Annotated in this window: 17 protein-coding genes; 16 read left to right on the top strand and 1 reads right to left on the bottom strand. The window is 63.5% G+C overall.

Translation table 11 applies throughout. The features are described from left to right. Nucleotides 1-25: 25 nt before the first annotated feature. The 16 genes from ACSQ25_RS15430 (at nucleotide 26) to ACSQ25_RS15355 (ending at nucleotide 16489) form a co-directional block, all read left to right on the top strand. Nucleotides 26-346: a PilZ domain-containing protein gene (locus ACSQ25_RS15430; protein ID WP_436106553.1), complete on the top strand. Its 321-nt coding sequence runs from the start codon at nucleotides 26-28 to the stop codon at nucleotides 344-346. 95 nt (nucleotides 347-441) lie between these two features. Further along, nucleotides 442-762, top strand: coding sequence for a hypothetical protein (locus ACSQ25_RS15425; RefSeq protein WP_436106552.1), 321 nt, complete (start codon nucleotides 442-444; stop codon nucleotides 760-762). A 55-nt stretch (nucleotides 763-817) separates the two neighbouring features. Further along, nucleotides 818-1855, top strand: coding sequence for a phosphate ABC transporter substrate-binding protein PstS (pstS, locus tag ACSQ25_RS15420; RefSeq protein WP_436106551.1), 1038 nt, complete (start codon nucleotides 818-820; stop codon nucleotides 1853-1855). A gap of 70 nt (nucleotides 1856-1925) precedes the next feature. Continuing rightward, the gene (pstC, locus tag ACSQ25_RS15415) at nucleotides 1926-2948 is read left to right on the top strand and encodes a phosphate ABC transporter permease subunit PstC (RefSeq protein WP_436106550.1); all 1023 of its coding nucleotides are present in this window, start codon (nucleotides 1926-1928) and stop codon (nucleotides 2946-2948) included. Then, a complete protein-coding gene (gene pstA, locus ACSQ25_RS15410; RefSeq protein WP_436106549.1) occupies nucleotides 2948-3808 on the top strand; it encodes a phosphate ABC transporter permease PstA in 861 nt (286 codons plus the stop codon). Before pstC ends, pstA begins: the two co-directional genes overlap by 1 nt. A gap of 19 nt (nucleotides 3809-3827) precedes the next feature. After that, nucleotides 3828-4622, top strand: a complete 795-nt coding sequence (pstB, locus tag ACSQ25_RS15405) for a phosphate ABC transporter ATP-binding protein PstB (RefSeq protein WP_436106548.1) — start codon at nucleotides 3828-3830, stop codon at nucleotides 4620-4622. A 157-nt stretch (nucleotides 4623-4779) separates the two neighbouring features. Next, complete coding sequence (gene phoU, locus ACSQ25_RS15400) at nucleotides 4780-5481, top strand: phosphate signaling complex protein PhoU (RefSeq protein ID WP_436106547.1); 702 nt, start codon at nucleotides 4780-4782, stop codon at nucleotides 5479-5481. 2 nt (nucleotides 5482-5483) lie between these two features. Next, complete coding sequence (locus ACSQ25_RS15395; RefSeq protein ID WP_436106546.1) at nucleotides 5484-6170, top strand: response regulator; 687 nt, start codon at nucleotides 5484-5486, stop codon at nucleotides 6168-6170. 9 nt (nucleotides 6171-6179) lie between these two features. Next, on the top strand, nucleotides 6180-7472 hold the full coding sequence (gene phoR / locus ACSQ25_RS15390) for a phosphate regulon sensor histidine kinase PhoR (RefSeq protein ID WP_436106545.1): 1293 nt from the start codon (nucleotides 6180-6182) through the stop codon (nucleotides 7470-7472). A 64-nt stretch (nucleotides 7473-7536) separates the two neighbouring features. Then, entirely contained in the window at nucleotides 7537-8454 is a 918-nt protein-coding gene (locus ACSQ25_RS15385) for a patatin-like phospholipase family protein (protein WP_436106544.1), read from the top strand. An 11-nt stretch (nucleotides 8455-8465) separates the two neighbouring features. Then, a complete protein-coding gene (locus ACSQ25_RS15380; RefSeq protein ID WP_436106543.1) occupies nucleotides 8466-8876 on the top strand; it encodes a GlcG/HbpS family heme-binding protein in 411 nt (136 codons plus the stop codon). A gap of 441 nt (nucleotides 8877-9317) precedes the next feature. Further along, nucleotides 9318-10679, top strand: a complete 1362-nt coding sequence (ltrA, locus tag ACSQ25_RS15375; RefSeq protein ID WP_436108037.1) for a group II intron reverse transcriptase/maturase — start codon at nucleotides 9318-9320, stop codon at nucleotides 10677-10679. A 363-nt stretch (nucleotides 10680-11042) separates the two neighbouring features. After that, a complete protein-coding gene (gene carA / locus ACSQ25_RS15370) occupies nucleotides 11043-12206 on the top strand; it encodes a glutamine-hydrolyzing carbamoyl-phosphate synthase small subunit (RefSeq protein ID WP_436106542.1) in 1164 nt (387 codons plus the stop codon). Then, nucleotides 12207-15437, top strand: a complete 3231-nt coding sequence (gene carB, locus ACSQ25_RS15365; RefSeq protein ID WP_436106541.1) for a carbamoyl-phosphate synthase large subunit — start codon at nucleotides 12207-12209, stop codon at nucleotides 15435-15437. Nucleotides 15438-15539: 102 nt separating this feature from the next. After that, nucleotides 15540-16019 carry a transcription elongation factor GreA gene (gene greA / locus ACSQ25_RS15360; protein WP_436106540.1) on the top strand — a complete coding sequence of 160 codons (480 nt, stop codon included), beginning with the start codon at nucleotides 15540-15542 and terminating at the stop codon, nucleotides 16017-16019. Further along, nucleotides 16019-16489, top strand: a complete 471-nt coding sequence (locus tag ACSQ25_RS15355; protein WP_436106539.1) for a DUF4149 domain-containing protein — start codon at nucleotides 16019-16021, stop codon at nucleotides 16487-16489. Before greA ends, ACSQ25_RS15355 begins: the two co-directional genes overlap by 1 nt. A 161-nt stretch (nucleotides 16490-16650) precedes the next feature. Here ACSQ25_RS15355 and yhbY read toward each other — a convergent pair whose 3' ends face one another. After that, complete coding sequence (yhbY, locus tag ACSQ25_RS15350; RefSeq protein WP_436106538.1) at nucleotides 16651-17121, bottom strand: ribosome assembly RNA-binding protein YhbY; 471 nt, start codon at nucleotides 17119-17121, stop codon at nucleotides 16651-16653. Between the last annotated feature and the right edge of the window lie 12 nt (nucleotides 17122-17133).

The raw sequence follows: 17133 nt of genomic DNA, 5'->3' as shown, positions 1-17133 counted from the left end.
TCCATATCAAGCATAACAATTCAACGTGTATTCAGAACAAAGAAAATCCGAACGTAAAGTATTGCGGACGCGCGCCCGCGTCACCATGGAGGGCGAGGCGCCCGTCAGCGGCCGTACCAGCGACCTCGGCGCCAACGGCGTCAGCATCAGCCTGCCGGACCCGCTGCTGGTCGGGCAGACCGGGCAGCTGAGCTTCGACCTGCTGGTCGACGGCAAGATCGTGCCGATCAGCGCGCGCGCCAAGGCGCTGTATTGCATTTTCAGCAACGGTGAATTCAAGATCGGTTTCCAGTTCCTGAACCTGGAGCTGGCGGCGATGACGGCGGTGGCGCGCTTCCTGCGCTAAGCTTCCGGCCAGACAAATGAAAACGGCGAGCGCCCTGTGGGCCTCGCCGTTTTTTCGCTTTATGACATTGGTCCGAATCCGGACCGGCACTATTCGTGATAGTGATCGTAGAACCCGTCTTTGCTGCCCCGCACCTCTTGGAAGATCTCGAAAGCAACGAGTCCCGCCAAGCCGCTGAGGATGCCAAATACCATGATGCTGAACATAAATCCGAACGCCTTTCAGCATTCCCTCCCTATAAAGATTACAGTTTCAGCTTAGCAGAAGAGGGCGTATTTACAAGGGCAGGGGGAGGCCGGACGCATGAATATTTTCATGTCGCCAAAGCGCGTGACACAGCCGCAGAAACTGCGTCAATATACGGCCGCGCGCCGAATTATTACATCTGTCATGAACTTGTCATATTCGGCCAGTAGACTTCGCAGCGTCAATGAACGGGATGTCCCCGAGCCTCTCTGAAAAGGATCCATCATGCGCATGAAGCATCTGTTTGTCTCGATCGCCATCGCCGCCTCCGGCCTTGCCGCCACCGCCCAGGCCGCCAACATCACCGGCGCCGGCGCCACCTTCCCCTACCCGGTCTACGCGAAATGGGCCGAGCTCTACAAGAAGGCATCGGGCACCGGCCTGAACTACCAGTCGGTCGGCTCGGGTGCGGGCATCAAGCAGATCAAGGCCAAGACCGTGCATTTCGGCGCCTCCGACATGCCGCTGCCTGCTGCCGAGCTGAACGCCGCCGGCCTGTTCCAGTTCCCGGCGATCATGGGCGGTGTCGTTCCTGTCATCAACCTGCCGGGCGTCACCCCGGGCCAGGTGCGCCTGTCCGGCGCCCTGATCGCCGACATCTACCTGGGCAAGATCACCAAGTGGAACGCGCCGCAGATCGCCGCGCTGAACCCGGGCGTGAAGCTGCCGGCCGAGGACATCACCGTCGTGCGCCGCGCCGACAGCTCGGGCACCTCCTTCCTGTGGACCGATTTCCTGTCGCAGGCCAGCCCGGAATGGAAGCAGAAGATCGGCGCCGGCACCGCGGTGAAATGGGCCGTGGGCGTGGGCGGCAAGGGCAACGAAGGCGTCGCCGCCAACGTGCAGCGCATCAAGGGCTCGATCGGCTACGTCGAGTGGGCTTACGCCAAGAAGAACCGCATGCAGCACACCCAGGTCCAGAACCGCGAAGGCGCCTTCCTGCAACCCAGCGACGAGGCCTTCATGGCCGCCGCCGCCGGCGCCAACTGGGCCGGCACCCCGGGCTTCGCCGTGGTGCTGACCAACCAGCCGGGCAAGGCGAGCTGGCCGATCACCGGCGCTTCCTACATCCTGCTGCACAAGAGCCAGGCGGACGGTGCGGCAGCCAAGGAAGTGCTGAAGTTCTTCGACTGGGCCTACAAGAACGGCGATGCCGCAGCGGCCGAGCTGGACTACGTGCCGATGCCGGACACCGTCACCAAGCTGGTGCAGGACGCCTGGCGCGCCAACCTGAAAGACGCTGCGGGCAAGGCGGTCTGGTAAACCTTCGCGCGTGCCGGGAAGGGTCGCCCCGAGCGACCCTTCCGTTTGCCAGAAAGATTGACAAAAAATTATGAGCGTACAACCATCCGTCGCGCTGAATGACCTGGCCGACCCGGCAGCGGTCGATGCCGCCCACCAGTCCGCCGCCCTGCGCAAGACCATGCGCAAGCAGCGGATCCAGGACTTCTTCTTCCACAAGATCACGCTGCTGTTCGCCGCCTCGGTGCTGGTGGTGCTGGTCGGGATCATCGTCTCGCTCGCCATCGGCGCCGCGCCGGCCTTCAAGGAATTCGGCGCCGGCTTCGTTACCCGCGTCGAATGGGACCCGGTGGGCGACCAGTACGGCGCCATGATCGCGATCTGGGGCACGCTCGCCACCTCGATCATCGCGCTGGCGGTGGCCTTCCCGATCAGCTTCGGCATCGCCCTGTTCCTGACCGAGATCTGCCCGGCATGGCTGCGCCGCCCGATGGGCACCGCGGTCGAGCTGCTGGCCGGCGTCCCCTCGATCATCTACGGCATGTGGGGCCTGTTCGTGTTCGCGCCGCTGTTCGCCGACCACGTCCAGCCGCTGCTCAAGTCCACCATCGGCCAGCTGCCGGTGATCGGCCAGCTGTTCCAGGGCCCGACCATGGGCATCGGCATCCTGACCGCGGGCCTGATCCTGGCCATCATGATCATCCCCTTCATCGCCTCGGTGATGCGCGACGTCTTCGAGATCGTCCCGACCGTGCTGAAGGAATCGGCGTACGGCCTGGGCTGCACCAAGTGGGAAGTGGTGCGCAAGGTGGTGCTGCCCTATACCCGCAACGGCGTGGTCGGCGGCGTGATGCTGGGCCTCGGCCGCGCGCTGGGCGAGACCATGGCCGTCACCTTCGTGATCGGTAACGCCCACGACCTGTCCTGGTCGCTGTTCTCGGCCGGTAACTCGATTTCCTCGACCCTCGCCAACGAATTCGCCGAAGCCGCCTCGCCGCTGCACGTGTCCTCGCTGTTCGCGCTGGCCCTGATCCTGTTCGCCATCACCTTCATCGTGCTGTCGGCGGCCAAACTGATGCTGGTCGGGATGAACCGCAAGGAAGGCACCAAATAATGAACACCATCGCCAAAAACCCGGTCTACCGCAAGCGCCTGCTGGCGCACCGCATCGGCATCGTCCTGTCCGTGCTCGCCATGGGCATCGGCCTGGCCTTCCTGGCCTGGATCCTGGCCACCCTGCTCATCAACGGGCTCGGGGCACTGTCGACCACCATGTTCACGGGCGACACGCCGGCCCCCGGCAGCGAAGGCGGCGGCCTGCGCAATGCGATCCTCGGCAGCCTGATGATGGTCGGCCTGTCGACCCTGATCAGCACCCCGATCGGCATCCTGGCCGGCATCTACCTGGCCGAATACGGCGAGAACAACAAGTTCGCCCAGATCACACGCTTCGTCACCGACATCATGCTGTCGGCCCCGTCGATCGTGATCGGCCTGTTCGTGTACGCGCTCTACGTCGCCAAGGTGCAGCACTTCTCGGGCTACGCCGGCAGCATCGCGCTGTCCCTGATCGCGGTGCCGGTGGTGGTGCGCACCACCGACAACATGCTGCGCCTGGTGCCGAACAGCCTGCTGGAAGCGGCTTACGCCCTGGGCGCCCCGCACTGGAAGGTGGCGATGACGGTGCGCCTGCGCGCCGTGAAGGCCGGCGTCATCACCGGCGTGCTGCTGGCCCTGGCCCGCATCTCGGGCGAGACCGCGCCGCTGCTGTTCACCGCGCTGAACAACCAGTTCTTCAGCACCGACATGAACGCGCCGATGGCCAACCTGCCGGTCGTGATCTACCAGTTCGCCATGAGCCCGTACGACGACTGGCGCTCGCTGGCCTGGGGTGGCGCGCTGCTGGTGACCTTTACCGTGTTGATGCTGAATATCCTGTCGCGGACCATGTTCAGCCAAAAAACTCCGCGCTAATCTACTTATACAAAACGTGATGACCCAAGCCATGCACAACCCGGCACCCAGCGCCGCCAAGAGCAAGACGATCGAGATCTCGGGCCTGAATTTCTTCTACGGTAAAACGCAGAGCCTCAAGAACGTCTCGCTCGACATCCACGACAAGCAGGTGACGGCCTTCATCGGCCCCTCGGGCTGCGGCAAGTCGACCCTGCTGCGCACCCTGAACCGCATGTACGATCTGTACCCGGGGCAGCGCGCCGAGGGTTCGATCATGTACCGCGGCCGCAATATCCTGGAGCCGGGCGTCGACGTCAACATGCTGCGCGCGAAGGTCGGCATGGTGTTCCAGAAGCCGACCCCGTTCCCGATGTCGATCTACGACAACATCGCCTTCGGCGTGCGCCTGTACGAGAACCTGTCGAAAGGCGAGATGGACGAGCGCGTGGAGTGGGCGCTGAAGAAGGCGGCCCTGTGGGAAGAAGCCAAGGACAAGCTGAACAAGAGCGGCCTGTCGCTGTCCGGCGGCCAGCAGCAGCGCCTGTGCATCGCGCGCGGCGTGGCCGTGAAACCCGACGTCCTGCTGCTGGACGAGCCGACCTCGGCGCTGGACCCGATCTCGACCGCCAAGATCGAAGAACTGATCAGCGAGCTGAAGCAGGACTACACGATCACCATCGTGACCCACAATATGCAGCAGGCTGCGCGTTGCTCGGATTACACTGCCTACATGTACCTGGGCGAACTCGTGGAGTTCGGCGAGACCGACCAGATCTTCATGAATCCGGCCCGCAAAGAGACGCAAGACTACATCACCGGCCGTTTTGGATGATGGGACCTCGATAAACCTACTGCGCGTCGGAGTGACGCCCTGCGATGCTCGCCGTACCGGAAGTACGGCTGCGCTTCTCGGACGCCACTCCTTCCGCTCGCTACGGTTTCTCGAGGCCCTGTGACGATAACAATATATTGGTACTAGGAGAGTTTTTATGACGGGCGAGCATTCATCCAAGCAGTATGACCAGGAACTGGAAGCGATCAGGTCCAAGGTCCTGCTGATGGGCGGCATGGTGGAAACTGCGTTCGACGAAGCGCTGGAGTGCTTCCGCGTGGGCGACAGCGCGCGCGCCGACCGCGTGATCGCCGACGACCAGGCCGTCAACCAGCTCGAAGTGCAGCTCGACGACGCCTGCAGCCACCTGATCGTGCGCCGTCAGCCGACCGCGAACGACCTGCGCACCGTGATGGCCACCATCAAGGTCATCACCGACCTCGAGCGCATCGGCGACGAGGCCTCGAAGATCGCCCGCACCGCCAAGAGCCTGCACGAGCGCAACAGCATCACCTTCGCCCACTACGACATGGTGCGCACCATCGCCAAGGGCACGGTCGACCTGCTGCACAATGCACTGGATGCCTTCGCGCGCCTGGACGGCCGCCAGGCGCTGGAGCTGATCGCCGCCGACGAAGTGATCGACCACGAGTTTCGCACCATCCTGCGCAACCTGATCACCTTCATGATGGAAGATCCGCGCACGATCTCCTCGGCGCTGGACACCCTGTGGGTCGCCAAGGCGATCGAACGCATCGGCGACCACGCCAAGAACATCGCCGAGTACGTGATCTACGTGGTCGAAGGCCGCGACATCCGCCACAGCAAGCCGGTGGCGAGCGAACCGGCGGCGTCCTGAGCATGGCGGACAACACGAGCGTCCTGGTAGTCGAAGACGAACCGGCGATCGTCGAGCTGGTGAAGTACTCGCTGCGCGAAGCCGGCTGGGATATCCGCACCGCCGATACCGCGGGCGGCGCCTGGGACAGCATCGCGCGCGGCAAGCCCGACCTGGTGCTGCTGGACTGGATGCTGCCCGACCAGAGCGGCCTGCGCCTGCTGTCGCGCCTGCGCGCCGACCGCGACTTCCAGGAGATCCCGGTCATCATGCTGACCGCCAAGAGCATGGAAGAGGACAAGATCGCCGGCCTGAACACGGGCGCGGACGACTACGTCACCAAGCCGTTCTCGCCGCGCGAACTGCTGGCCAGGAGCCGCGCGCTGCTGCGCCGGAAAAGCCCGCACCTGGCCGAAGCGCCCCTGCGTGCAGGCGCCGTGGTGCTGGACCCGAACAGCTGTACGGTGTCGGTCGAGAACCAGCAGATCGACATCGGCAATGCCGAGTACAAGCTGCTCAAGTTCCTGATGGCGCACCGCGAGCGCGTGTTCTCGCGCGCCCAGTTGCTCGACAAGGTATGGGGCGACCATGCCGTGATCGAGGAGCGCACCGTCGACGTGCACGTGCTGCGGCTGCGCAAGGCGCTCAAGAGCGCCGATGGCCTGATCCGCACGGTGCGCAGCGTCGGCTACATGCTGTCCGAGAAATAAATGCGCTCCATGAGTCCCAAGCTACTGTTCTGGGTGCCGGCGGTCCTGCGCCTGGGCCTGGTGTTCGTCGCCGCCGGCATCGTCTGGTGGATGTCGAGCCTGGTGGAAGCCCTGGCCTTCACGCTGGCGGCCGTCATCATCGCGCTGTTCGTCCAGCTGCGCTACCTGCACGAACTGGGCGAGTGGCTGAACGCCCCGCACAGCAGCCGCTTGCCGGACGGCTGGGGCGCCTGGACCGACGTCTTCGCGCGCCTCTACCGGCTGCGGCGCGAGGACGAACGCCACCAGGCCGAAATGGCCGAGTGGCTGGCGCGCTTCCGCGAGGCGATGCAGCTGCTGCCGGAAGGCGTGGCGATCATGGACGACGTTCTGTTCCTGGAGTGGTGCAACGAGGCCGCCGAGCGCCACCTCGGCCTGACCATGGCGCGCGACAAGGGCCTGCGCGTGACCAACCTGGTGCGCCATCCCGAATTCATCGACTACGTGATCCTGGGGCGCTACGAGCAGCCGCTGACCCTGTCCTTCCGCGGCCGCAAGCTGGAATGCCGCATCATTCCATTCGAGAACCGGCGCCAGATCCTGGTGACCCACGACGCCACCGATACCGAAAGGATCGAAGCGATGCGGCGCGACTTCATCGCCAACGCCTCGCACGAGCTGCGCACGCCGCTCACCGTCATTGTCGGCTTCCTCGAGATCGCGATGTCGGACCCGGGGCTGGACGTGGCCACGCGCACCGCCCACCTGAGCCTGATGACCGAACAGGCGCAGCGCATGCAGCGCCTGATCGGCGACATGCTGACCCTGTCGCGCCTGGAGTCGGACGACTTCCCGCTGAGGCGCGAGCGGGTGGACATGAAGGCGATGGTCGATTCGGTGGCGGCGGAAACGCGCGCCCTCTCTAGCGGCCGGCACCAGGTCGAGGTCGAGTTCGACGGGCCGGACGTGATGGGTAGCCAGGAAGAACTGCGGAGTGCCTTTGCCAACCTGGCCTCGAACGCGGTGCGCTACTCGCCGGACGGCGGCACGATTCGCCTGAAATGGACGCGCGGAACGGACGACCTGCGTTTCTCGGTGATGGATTGCGGCATCGGCATCGAGCCGATCCACATCTCGCGCCTGACCGAGCGCTTCTACCGCGTCGACAAGAGCCGCTCGCGCGAGACCCAGGGTACCGGCCTCGGTCTGGCGATCGTCAAGCACGTGCTGCTGCGCCATGGCGGGCGTTTGCTGATCAGCTCGGTGCCGGGGCAGGGGAGCAGCTTTACTGCCGTCCTGCCGAACACCTCGCTGCCGGGCTAGTCCCAATGTTCTGGTCGGTCGCTGCTCGGGTTACAATCGTGCCTCGTTCTTTTCGGCACCCCATATGTTCTCTCGTCGTAGCTCCCTGATCGCCTGCGCCGCACTGTTTCTTACCGCCTGCGGCAGCACCCCGACCCAGCCTCCCGCAACGCCCGTCGCCCAGCAGGTCACGCCACCCGCGCCGCCGCGCAAAGTGAAGATCGGTCTCGCCCTCGGCGGCGGCGCCGCGCGCGGCTTCGCCCATATCGGCGTCATCAAGGCGCTGGAAGCCCAGGGCATCGTGCCCGAGATCGTGGTCGGCACCAGTGCCGGCTCGGTCGTCGGCTCGCTGTACGCCTCCGGCCTGAACGGCTTCGCGCTGCAGAAGACGGCGCTGGCCATGGACGAAGCGACGATTTCCGACTGGGCCCTGCCGCTGTTCGGCAAGTCCACCGGCGTCCTCAAAGGCGAAGCGCTGCAGAATTACGTCAACAAGGCGGTCAACAACGTGCCGATGGAACGCCTCAAGATCCGCTTCGGCGCCGTCGCCACCGACCTCAAGACCGGCCAGCCGATCCTGTTCAACAAGGGCAATACCGGCATGGCCGTGCGCGCCTCGTCCGCGGTGCCGAGCGTATTCCAGCCGGTGAAGATCGGCGCCAAGTCCTATGTCGACGGCGGCCTGGTCGCGCCGGTGCCGGTGAAGTTCACCAAGGACATGGGCGCCGAGTTCATTATCGCGGTGAACATCTCGAGCGCCACCGAAGGCGCGGCCACCGCCAGCTCGCTCGATGTGCTGATGCAGACTTTCAGCATCATGGGGCAGCGCCTCAACTATTTCGAGCTGAAGGAAGCCGACGTCGTCATCACGCCGAATCTCGGTAACATGGGCAGCGCCGACTTCAGCAACCGCAACCTGGCGATCCTCGCCGGCGAGCAGGCGGCGGCGGCCGTCATGCCCCAGATCAAGGCCAAGCTCAAGGCCAAACAGCAACCCCAGTAAAAGGATCCATCATGCAATCGAAGCCTTTCCTCACCCTCGAAGACGTCAAGAAGATCGCCGCCGGCGCCGAAGCAGAAGCGCTGCGCAACAACTGGGCCGTGTCCTTCGCCATCGTCGACGACGGCGGCCACCTGCTGTGGTACCAGCGCCTGGACGGCGCCGCGCCGGCTTCCTCGTACATCGCGCCGGCCAAGGCGAAGACCGCCGCCCTCGGCCGCCGCGAGTCGAAGATCTATGAAGACGTGATCAACAATGGCCGCGTGTCCTTCCTGTCCGCTCCCGAGCTCGAGGGCATGCTGGAAGGCGGCGTGCCGGTGATCGTCGACGGCCACGTCATCGGCGCAGTAGGGGTGTCGGGCGTGAAGTCGAACGAAGATGCGCAGATCGCCAAGGCCGGGATTTCGGCATTGACGGGTGCATAAGGCTGAGCCTTGCACCTCGTTGGCATCGGAAGGCACCTGCGGGTGCCTTTTGTTTGTGCGCCCAGCATGGGCGCACTCTTGTGGGTGAAAGTCCCGCCGCGAGCTGACCACAGCGAGCGAAGCGAAGCACAACTGCATAAGGGCGACCGAGTGTGGGGAGGAAGTGTGGAGCGAAACTGCGAGCCGATGAACAAGAATCGGATATGAGGCGCTGCCGAGCAGGGCGAGCGGGCAAACAACCGCGAAGCTCTTGTGGTCAAGGTGAAGTGGCGTAAATCCGGCGGTTGTGCAGGGAAGGAGTGCGTTCTTACCTGGGGAGATCTCGTCTTGTGCCTGAAAGGGCGACGAAAAAAAAAAATCGGAGCGAGAAGTCAGCAGAGGCCGTAGTAGTCGCAGTGTGGGCGAAGGGCCGAACGAGTAGGAGTGTCGAACAACTTGTCGATGAATCGTGTACGGCATCAGATGCCCGCTCAAGCGGGGCAGGTCGCGGCAAGGCGGGGTGAAGCCTCGTCCAAAGCGATCAGCGATGAAACACGATTCCCGCGACAAGACTTGGCAGGCACAGGGCGAGACTTGCTTGCGCAAGCGCTCGCTAGAGAGAACATGCAACGCGCGTGGAAACGCGTGAAGGCGAACAAGGGAGCTGCAGGTGTCGATGGCCTGGACATTGCCCGGACCGGACAGCGCCTGAAGCACGCTTGGCCCCTCATCAGGCAGCAACTGATGAATGGCACGTACCGGCCCATGCCGGTACGGCGCGTGGGCATTCCGAAGCCAGATGGAAGCGAACGTGAACTGGGGATACCCACCGTGACCGACCGTCTGATTCAGCAGGCACTATTGCAGGTGCTGCAACCGCTGATCGATCCCACCTTTAGTGAGCACAGCCACGGATTCCGGCCCGGCCGGCGTGCGCGTGATGCCGTGCTTGCAGCACAGCAGTACGTGCAGGAAGGCTACCGCACAGTGGTCGACGTCGATCTGTCGAAGTTCTTTGATCGGGTCAACCACGACATCCTGATCGACCGCCTAAGGAAACGTGTGCACGACGCTGGAATCATCCGGCTGGTGCGCGCCTACCTGAACGCGGGCATCATGGATGGCGGCATGGTGGTCGAGCGGAGCGAAGGGACGCCGCAAGGCGGTCCGCTCTCGCCGCTATTGGCCAATGTGCTTCTCGACGAGGTGGATCGGTTGCTGGAACGACAGGGACACCGCTTTGCCCGCTATGCCGATGACTGCAATGTATATGTGCGCAGCCAGAAGGCAGGCGAGCGGGTGATGGCCCTGCTCAAGCGCCAATACGACAAGCTGCACTTGAAGATCAATGAATCAAAGAGTGCGGTAGCCAGTGCGTTCGGCCGAAAATTTCTGGGCTATGCCCTATGGGCTGCCCCGAAAGGCGAGGTTAAACGCGCCGTGTCGAAGAAGGCATTGGAGACGTTCCGGCAGAAGATCAGGCAGCTTACTCGCCGGACTGGTGGACGCAGTATTCGCGAAGTAATTGAACGTCTGCGCTCTTACGTGTTGGGATGGAAAGGCTATTTCGGCTTGGCACAAACATCAGGCGTCCTGCGCAAGCTGGATGAATGGATGCGTCACCGAATGCGTGCGATTCATCTCAAGCATTGGAGGCGAGGCACGACAATCCACCGGGAGCTACTGAAGCTAGGGGCCAAACCGAACGTCGCGCTGCTGGTGGCCAGAAATGGCCGTCGCTGGTGGCACAACAGCCGACTCGCCCTGAACAACGTGCTGACGATTGCCTACTTCGACCGCCTTGGCATGCCTCGGCTCACTTAACCTCAACTACTCGAACCGCCCGGTGCGGACCCGCATGCCGGGTGGTGTGGGAGGGGCCCGGCCAGGCTCAATGGCCGCCCCTATCCCGATTATTTCGCAAAAGCAGCAAAACAGGGCCTTGCGCGCCGGTTTCGGGCAGCTTTGGGCAAAATCAGCGCCACTTTTGTAAAATTGCTGCATTGCCGAATAGGGGCATTTCGCGCTATAATTTGGAAGTTTAACCATTCACACATTTGCCGTAGCGCCTACCCACCATCCCTCATTCAACTAGATGTCCAGCTACCGGCACAGGCACGTCCGCCCGGGTTTGTTGGATGTCGGTCTGACGTGGCGCAGCTACGGTAACTTTATTGGGAGTTACCCTTGCCGCCATTTTTTTCTGGCCCAGCCGTCCCGGCCATCCTGGCCCTCGCTGACGGAACGATTTTCAAAGGAGTTTCCATTGGTGCCGCCGGTCATACGACCGGTGAAGTGGTGTTCAACACCGCGATTACCGGCTACCAGGAAATTCTCACCGACCCCAGCTATTCGCGTCAGATCGTCACCCTGACGTACCCGCACATCGGCAACTACGGCGTCAACCCGGCCGACGTCGAGGCCTCCAAGGTCCACGCCGCCGGCCTGATCATCCGTGATCTGCCGCTGCTGGCATCGAATTTCCGTTCCACCCAGTCGCTGTCGGACTACCTGAAGCAAGAAAACGTGGTCGCCATCGCCGGCATCGACACCCGCAAGCTGACCCGCATCCTGCGCGAGAAGGGTGCGCAGGGCGGCGCCATCGTCACCGGCACCCAGGGCAACCAGCCCTCGGAAGCCCAGGCGCTGGAACTGGCGCGTTCCTTCCCGGGCCTGTCGGGCATGGACCTGGCCAAGGTCGTCTCGGTGAAAGAGCCCTACGTGTTCACCGAAACCGAATGGAAGCTCGGCGAAGGCTTCGGCAAGCAAGAGAATCCGCAGTACCACGTGGTCGCCTTCGACTACGGCGTCAAGCGCAATATCCTGCGCATGCTGGCCGAGCGCGGCTGCAAGGTTACCGTGCTGCCGGCCCAGTCCACCGCCGCCGACGCGCTGGCGCTGAACCCGGACGGCATCTTCCTGGCCAACGGCCCGGGTGACCCGGAACCCTGCGACTACGCCATCAAGGCCAGCGCGGAGCTGATCGAGAAGGGCATCCCGACCTTCGGCATCTGCCTCGGCCACCAGATCATGGCGCTGGCATCCGGTGCCAAGACCATGAAGATGAAGTTCGGCCACCATGGCGCCAACCACCCGGTGCAGGACCTCGATTCGAAGAAGGTACTGATCACCTCGCAAAACCACGGCTTCGCGGTCGACCCGGAAACCTTACCTAGCAACTGCCGCGTCACCCACGTGTCGCTGTTCGACGGTTCGCTGCAGGGCTTCGAGCGTACCGACAAGCCTGCCTTCTGCTTCCAGGGCCACCCGGAAGCCTCGCCCGGCCCGACCGACGTTGCCTACCTGTTTGACCGCTTCATCAACATGATGCAAGCCGCGGAGAAGAAATAAATGCCAAAACGTAGTGATATCAAAAGCATCCTGATCATCGGCGCGGGCCCGATCGTCATCGGCCAGGCGGTCGAATTCGATTACTCGGGCGCCCAGGCCTGCAAGGCCCTCCGTGAAGAAGGCTACAAGGTCATCCTGGTCAATTCGAACCCGGCGACCATCATGACCGACCCGGAAACTGCGGACGTCACCTACATCGAGCCGATCACCTGGAAGGTCGTCGAGCGCATCATCGACAAGGAGCGCCCGGACGCGATCCTGCCGACCATGGGCGGCCAGACCGCGCTGAACTGCGCGCTCGACCTGCACCACAACGGCGTGCTCGAAAAGTATAACGTCGAGCTGATCGGCGCGACCCCGGAAGCGATCGACAAGGCCGAAGACCGCTCCAAGTTCAAGGACGCGATGACCAAGATCGGCCTCGGTTCGGCACGCTCGGGCGTGGCGCACTCGATGGACGAGGCCTGGACCGTGCAGCGCGGGCTGGGCTTCCCGACCATCATCCGCCCGTCCTTCACCATGGGCGGCAGCGGCGGCGGCATCGCCTACAACGAAGAAGAGTTCGAGCAGATCTGCAAGCGCGGCCTCGAGGCGTCGCCGACCAACGAGCTGCTGATCGAAGAGTCGCTGCTCGGCTGGAAAGAGTACGAGATGGAAGTCGTCCGCGACAAGAAGGATAACTGCATCATCATCTGCTCGATCGAAAACCTGGATCCGATGGGCGTCCACACCGGCGACTCGATCACCGTCGCGCCGGCGCAGACGCTGACCGACAAGGAATACCAGATCATGCGCAACGCGTCGATCAACGTGCTGCGCGAGATCGGCGTCGACACCGGCGGCTCGAACGTGCAGTTCGCGATCAACCCGAAAGACGGCCGCATGATCGTCATCGAGATGAATCCGCGCGTGTCGCGTTCCTCGGCGCTGGCCTCGAAGGCCACCGGCTTCCCGATCGCGAAAGTGGCGGCCAAGCTGGCTGTTGGTTTTACCCTTGACGAGCTGCGCAACGAGATCACCGGCGGCGCGACCCCGGCCTCGTTCGAGCCCTCGATCGACTACGTGGTCACCAAGATCCCGCGCTTCACCTTCGAGAAATTCCCGACCGCGGACAAGCACCTGACCACCCAGATGAAATCGGTGGGCGAGGTGATGGCCATGGGCCGCACCTTCCAGGAATCCTTCCAGAAGGCCCTGCGCGGCCTGGAAGTCGGCGTCGACGGCCTGAACGAGAAGACCCGCGACCGCGAAAAGATCGAAGAAGAACTCGGCGAACCGGGTCCGGAACGCATCTGGTACGTGGGCGACGCCTTTGCCCAGGGCTTCACCCTGGAAGAGGTGCACAACCTCACCAAGATCGACCCGTGGTTCCTGGTGCAGATCAAGGAGATCGTCGACATCGAGCTGTGGCTGGACCACCAGAAGCTCGACAGCCTGGACAAGCCGCTGCTGTACAAGCTGAAGCAGAAGGGCTTCTCGGACCGCCGCCTGGCCTTCCTGATGCAGACCACGCCGCAAGCCGTGCGCGAGCGCCGCCATGCGCTGGGCATCCGCCCGGTGTACAAGCGCGTCGACACCTGCGCCGCCGAGTTCGCGACCAACACGGCCTACATGTACTCGACCTACGACGAGGAGTGCGAGTCCAACCCGACCGACAAGAAGAAGATCATGGTGCTGGGCGGTGGCCCGAACCGCATCGGCCAGGGCATCGAGTTCGACTACTGCTGCGTGCACGCGGCCCTCGCCATGCGCGAAGACGGCTACGAGACCATCATGGTCAACTGCAACCCGGAGACCGTGTCGACCGACTACGATACCTCGGACCGCCTGTACTTCGAATCGCTGACCCTGGAAGACGTGCTGGAAATCGTCGACCTGGAGAAGCCGGAAGGCGTGATCGTGCAGTACGGCGGCCAGACCCCGCTGAAGCTGGCACTCGACCTCGAAGCCAACGGCGTGCCGATCATCGGCACCTCGCCGGACATGATCGACGCGGCCGAAGACCGCGAGCGCTTCCAGCAGCTGCTGCAGAAGCTCGGCCTGCGCCAGCCGCCGAACCGCACCGCGCGCACCGAGGCCGACGCCCTGGCGCTGGCCGAGGAAATCGGCTACCCGCTGGTGGTGCGTCCGTCCTACGTGCTGGGCGGCCGCGCGATGGAGATCGTCCACGAGCAGCGCGACCTCGAGCGCTACATGCGCGAAGCGGTCAAGGTGTCGCACGATTCGCCGGTGCTGCTGGACCGCTTCCTGAACGACGCCATCGAAGTCGACGTCGACTGCATCTCGGACGGTGAAGCCACCTTCATCGGCGGTGTGATGGAGCACATCGAACAGGCCGGCGTGCACTCGGGCGACTCGGCCTGCTCGCTGCCGCCTTACTCGCTGTCGCAAGAGACCATCGCCGAACTGAAGCACCAGACCTCGCAGATGGCCAAGGCCCTGAACGTGGTCGGCCTGATGAACGTGCAGTTCGCCATCCAGCAAAAGGAAGTCGACGGCAAGACGGTCGATACTGTGTTCGTGCTGGAAGTGAACCCGCGTGCCTCGCGTACCGTGCCTTTCGTGTCGAAGGCGACCGGCCTGCAGCTGGCCAAGATCGCGGCGCGCTGCATGGTGGGCCAGACCCTGGCCCAGCAGGGCATCACCCAGGAAGTGACGCCGCCGTTCTACAGCGTCAAGGAAGTCGTGTTCCCGTTCGTGAAGTTCCCGGGCGTCGACACCATCCTCGGACCGGAAATGAAATCCACCGGCGAGGTGATGGGCGTGGGCATGACCTTCGGCGAAGCCTTCGTGAAGTCGCAGCTGGCGGCCGGCATCATCCTGCCGACCAAGGGCACGGTGTTCCTGTCGGTGAAGGGCACGGACAAGCCGCGCACCGTCGGCGTCGCGCGCGAGCTGGTGGCGCTCGGCTTCGAGCTGGTGGCCACCAAGGGCACGGCCGCCGTCATCGAGGCGGCCGGTATCCCGGTGCGTTCGGTGAACAAGGTGATGGAAGGCCGTCCGCACGTGGTCGACATGATCAAGAACCGCGAAATCGTCATGGTGGTGAACACCGTGGAAGAGAAGCGTTCGGCGATCAAGGACTCCGCCACCATTCGTACCTCGGCCCTGCAGTCGCGCGTGGTCACCTACACGACCATCGCCGGCGCGGAAGCCGCGATCGAGGGCATGCGCCATCTGGAAGACCTGCGCGTCTACGATTTACAAGGTCTCCATAAAACCTTAAACTAAGCAGCAAGTAGTACCTCTGAACCACAGAGCTCGCGTGGCTTGCGCCACGCGCCTCTGTGGTTTTCACTTGGTACGTCCAATCACGAACAAGTACAGACAGACATGAACACTACCGTACCACTGACCAAATACGGCGCCGAGCTCCTGAAGGACGAGCTGCACCAGCTCAAGACCAAGGAACGCCGTATCGTGATCGATGCGATCGCCGAGGCGCGCTCGCATGGCGACCTGTCCGAAAATGCCGAGTACGATGCAGCGAAGGAGCGCCAGGCCTTCGTGGAAGGCCGTATCGCCGAACTCGAAAGCAAGCTGAGCGCCGCACAGATCATCGATCCGGCCACGCTGGATGCGGAAGGCCGCGTCGTCTTCGCCTCGACCGTCGACCTGGAAGACCTGGAAAGCGGCCAGAAGGTGAGCTACCAGATCGTCGGCATCGACGAAGCCGACCTGAAACTGAACAAGGTATCGGTGACCTCGCCGATCGCCCGCGCCCTGATCGGCAAGTATGCCGGCGACGTGGTGGAAGTGCAGGCCCCGTCGGGTCCGCGCGAATACGAAATCCTCGAAGTCCGCTACGTCTGATGCCGGACAGTCTCCCGCGTTCAGCGTCGCGAGTGGCGGCCGCCCGGCTGCTGGTGGCGGTGCTGTGGGCGGGCGCGCTGTGGGCGCTCGGCTATATCGCGGCGCCGGCGGTGTTCGCGGCGGTGCCGAGCACGGTGGCGGGCGACGTCGTCGCGGTTCTCCTGCATCGCCTGGGCTGGGTGTCGCTCGGCTGCGCGGTCCTGATGCTGGCGCTGGTGCGGCTGTCCTCCGACCTCGACGCCGGACGCCGGCGTTTCCTGAACCTGCTGGTGCTGGCGATGCTGGCCTGTGCGCTGGTGATGTGGGCCGGGCTGCAGCCGGCCATGGCGCAGATGCGTGAACTGGCGGGGCCGGGCGGGGTGAGGGCGTCGCCGTACTGGACGCAGTTCGCCGTCATGCACGGGGTGTCGCAGCTCTTTCACGTGATCGAGAGCCTGCTGGCGGCGATGCTGGTGCTCAAGAGCCGCTAACGACATTATTCTCACCATTAGCGTAAGATCCGTCGCTCCGGCGTAGGCCGGAGCCTAATTTCCCCTGAATACCAAAGCCTGCGCCGAGATGACGGCTCATAGGTTAATGGTGAAAGCAGGCAAACGACAGGCGAAAAAAAACCGGGTCACCCCGGTTTCTGTCACTTGTTCAGTGAATTCTTCTTGGTCGAAGCCTGACGCGGTTTGGCGCGCTTGATGTTGCCGCCCGCGGTAACGCGTTCATTCCCCTTCAGCATGACCTTGGTGACGCTCGGCTTCTTGGTGCCGCTGGCGCTGGCCTTGACGATGGTGACTTCGCGCATGCCCTTGCCGGCCTTGCTGCTGCGTTCCTTGACGGTTTCCTTCTTCGGACGGTAGAGCACCAGCAGCTTGCCAATGTGCTGGACCGGCGCTGCGTCGAGTTCCGCGCAGATCTGCTCGTACATGGCGATGCGTGCTTCGCGGTCGTCGCCGAACACGCGGACCTTGATCAGGCCGTGTGCGTCGAGGCTGGCTGCGATTTCCTTCATGACCGATTCGGTCAGGCCGGATTCGCCGATCATGACGACTGGGTTGAGTCCGTGGGCTTCGGCGCGCAGTGCGCTGCGCTCGGCCGGAGTGAGTTTAAGCATAATAATTTTTAG

The sequence above is a fragment of the Massilia sp. LjRoot122 genome (assembly GCF_964252725.1).
GTDB lineage: Bacteria > Pseudomonadota > Gammaproteobacteria > Burkholderiales > Burkholderiaceae_D > Telluria.
Note: the sequence above shows the minus strand (reverse complement) of the source record. Positions and strands in the feature narration are given on the sequence as shown.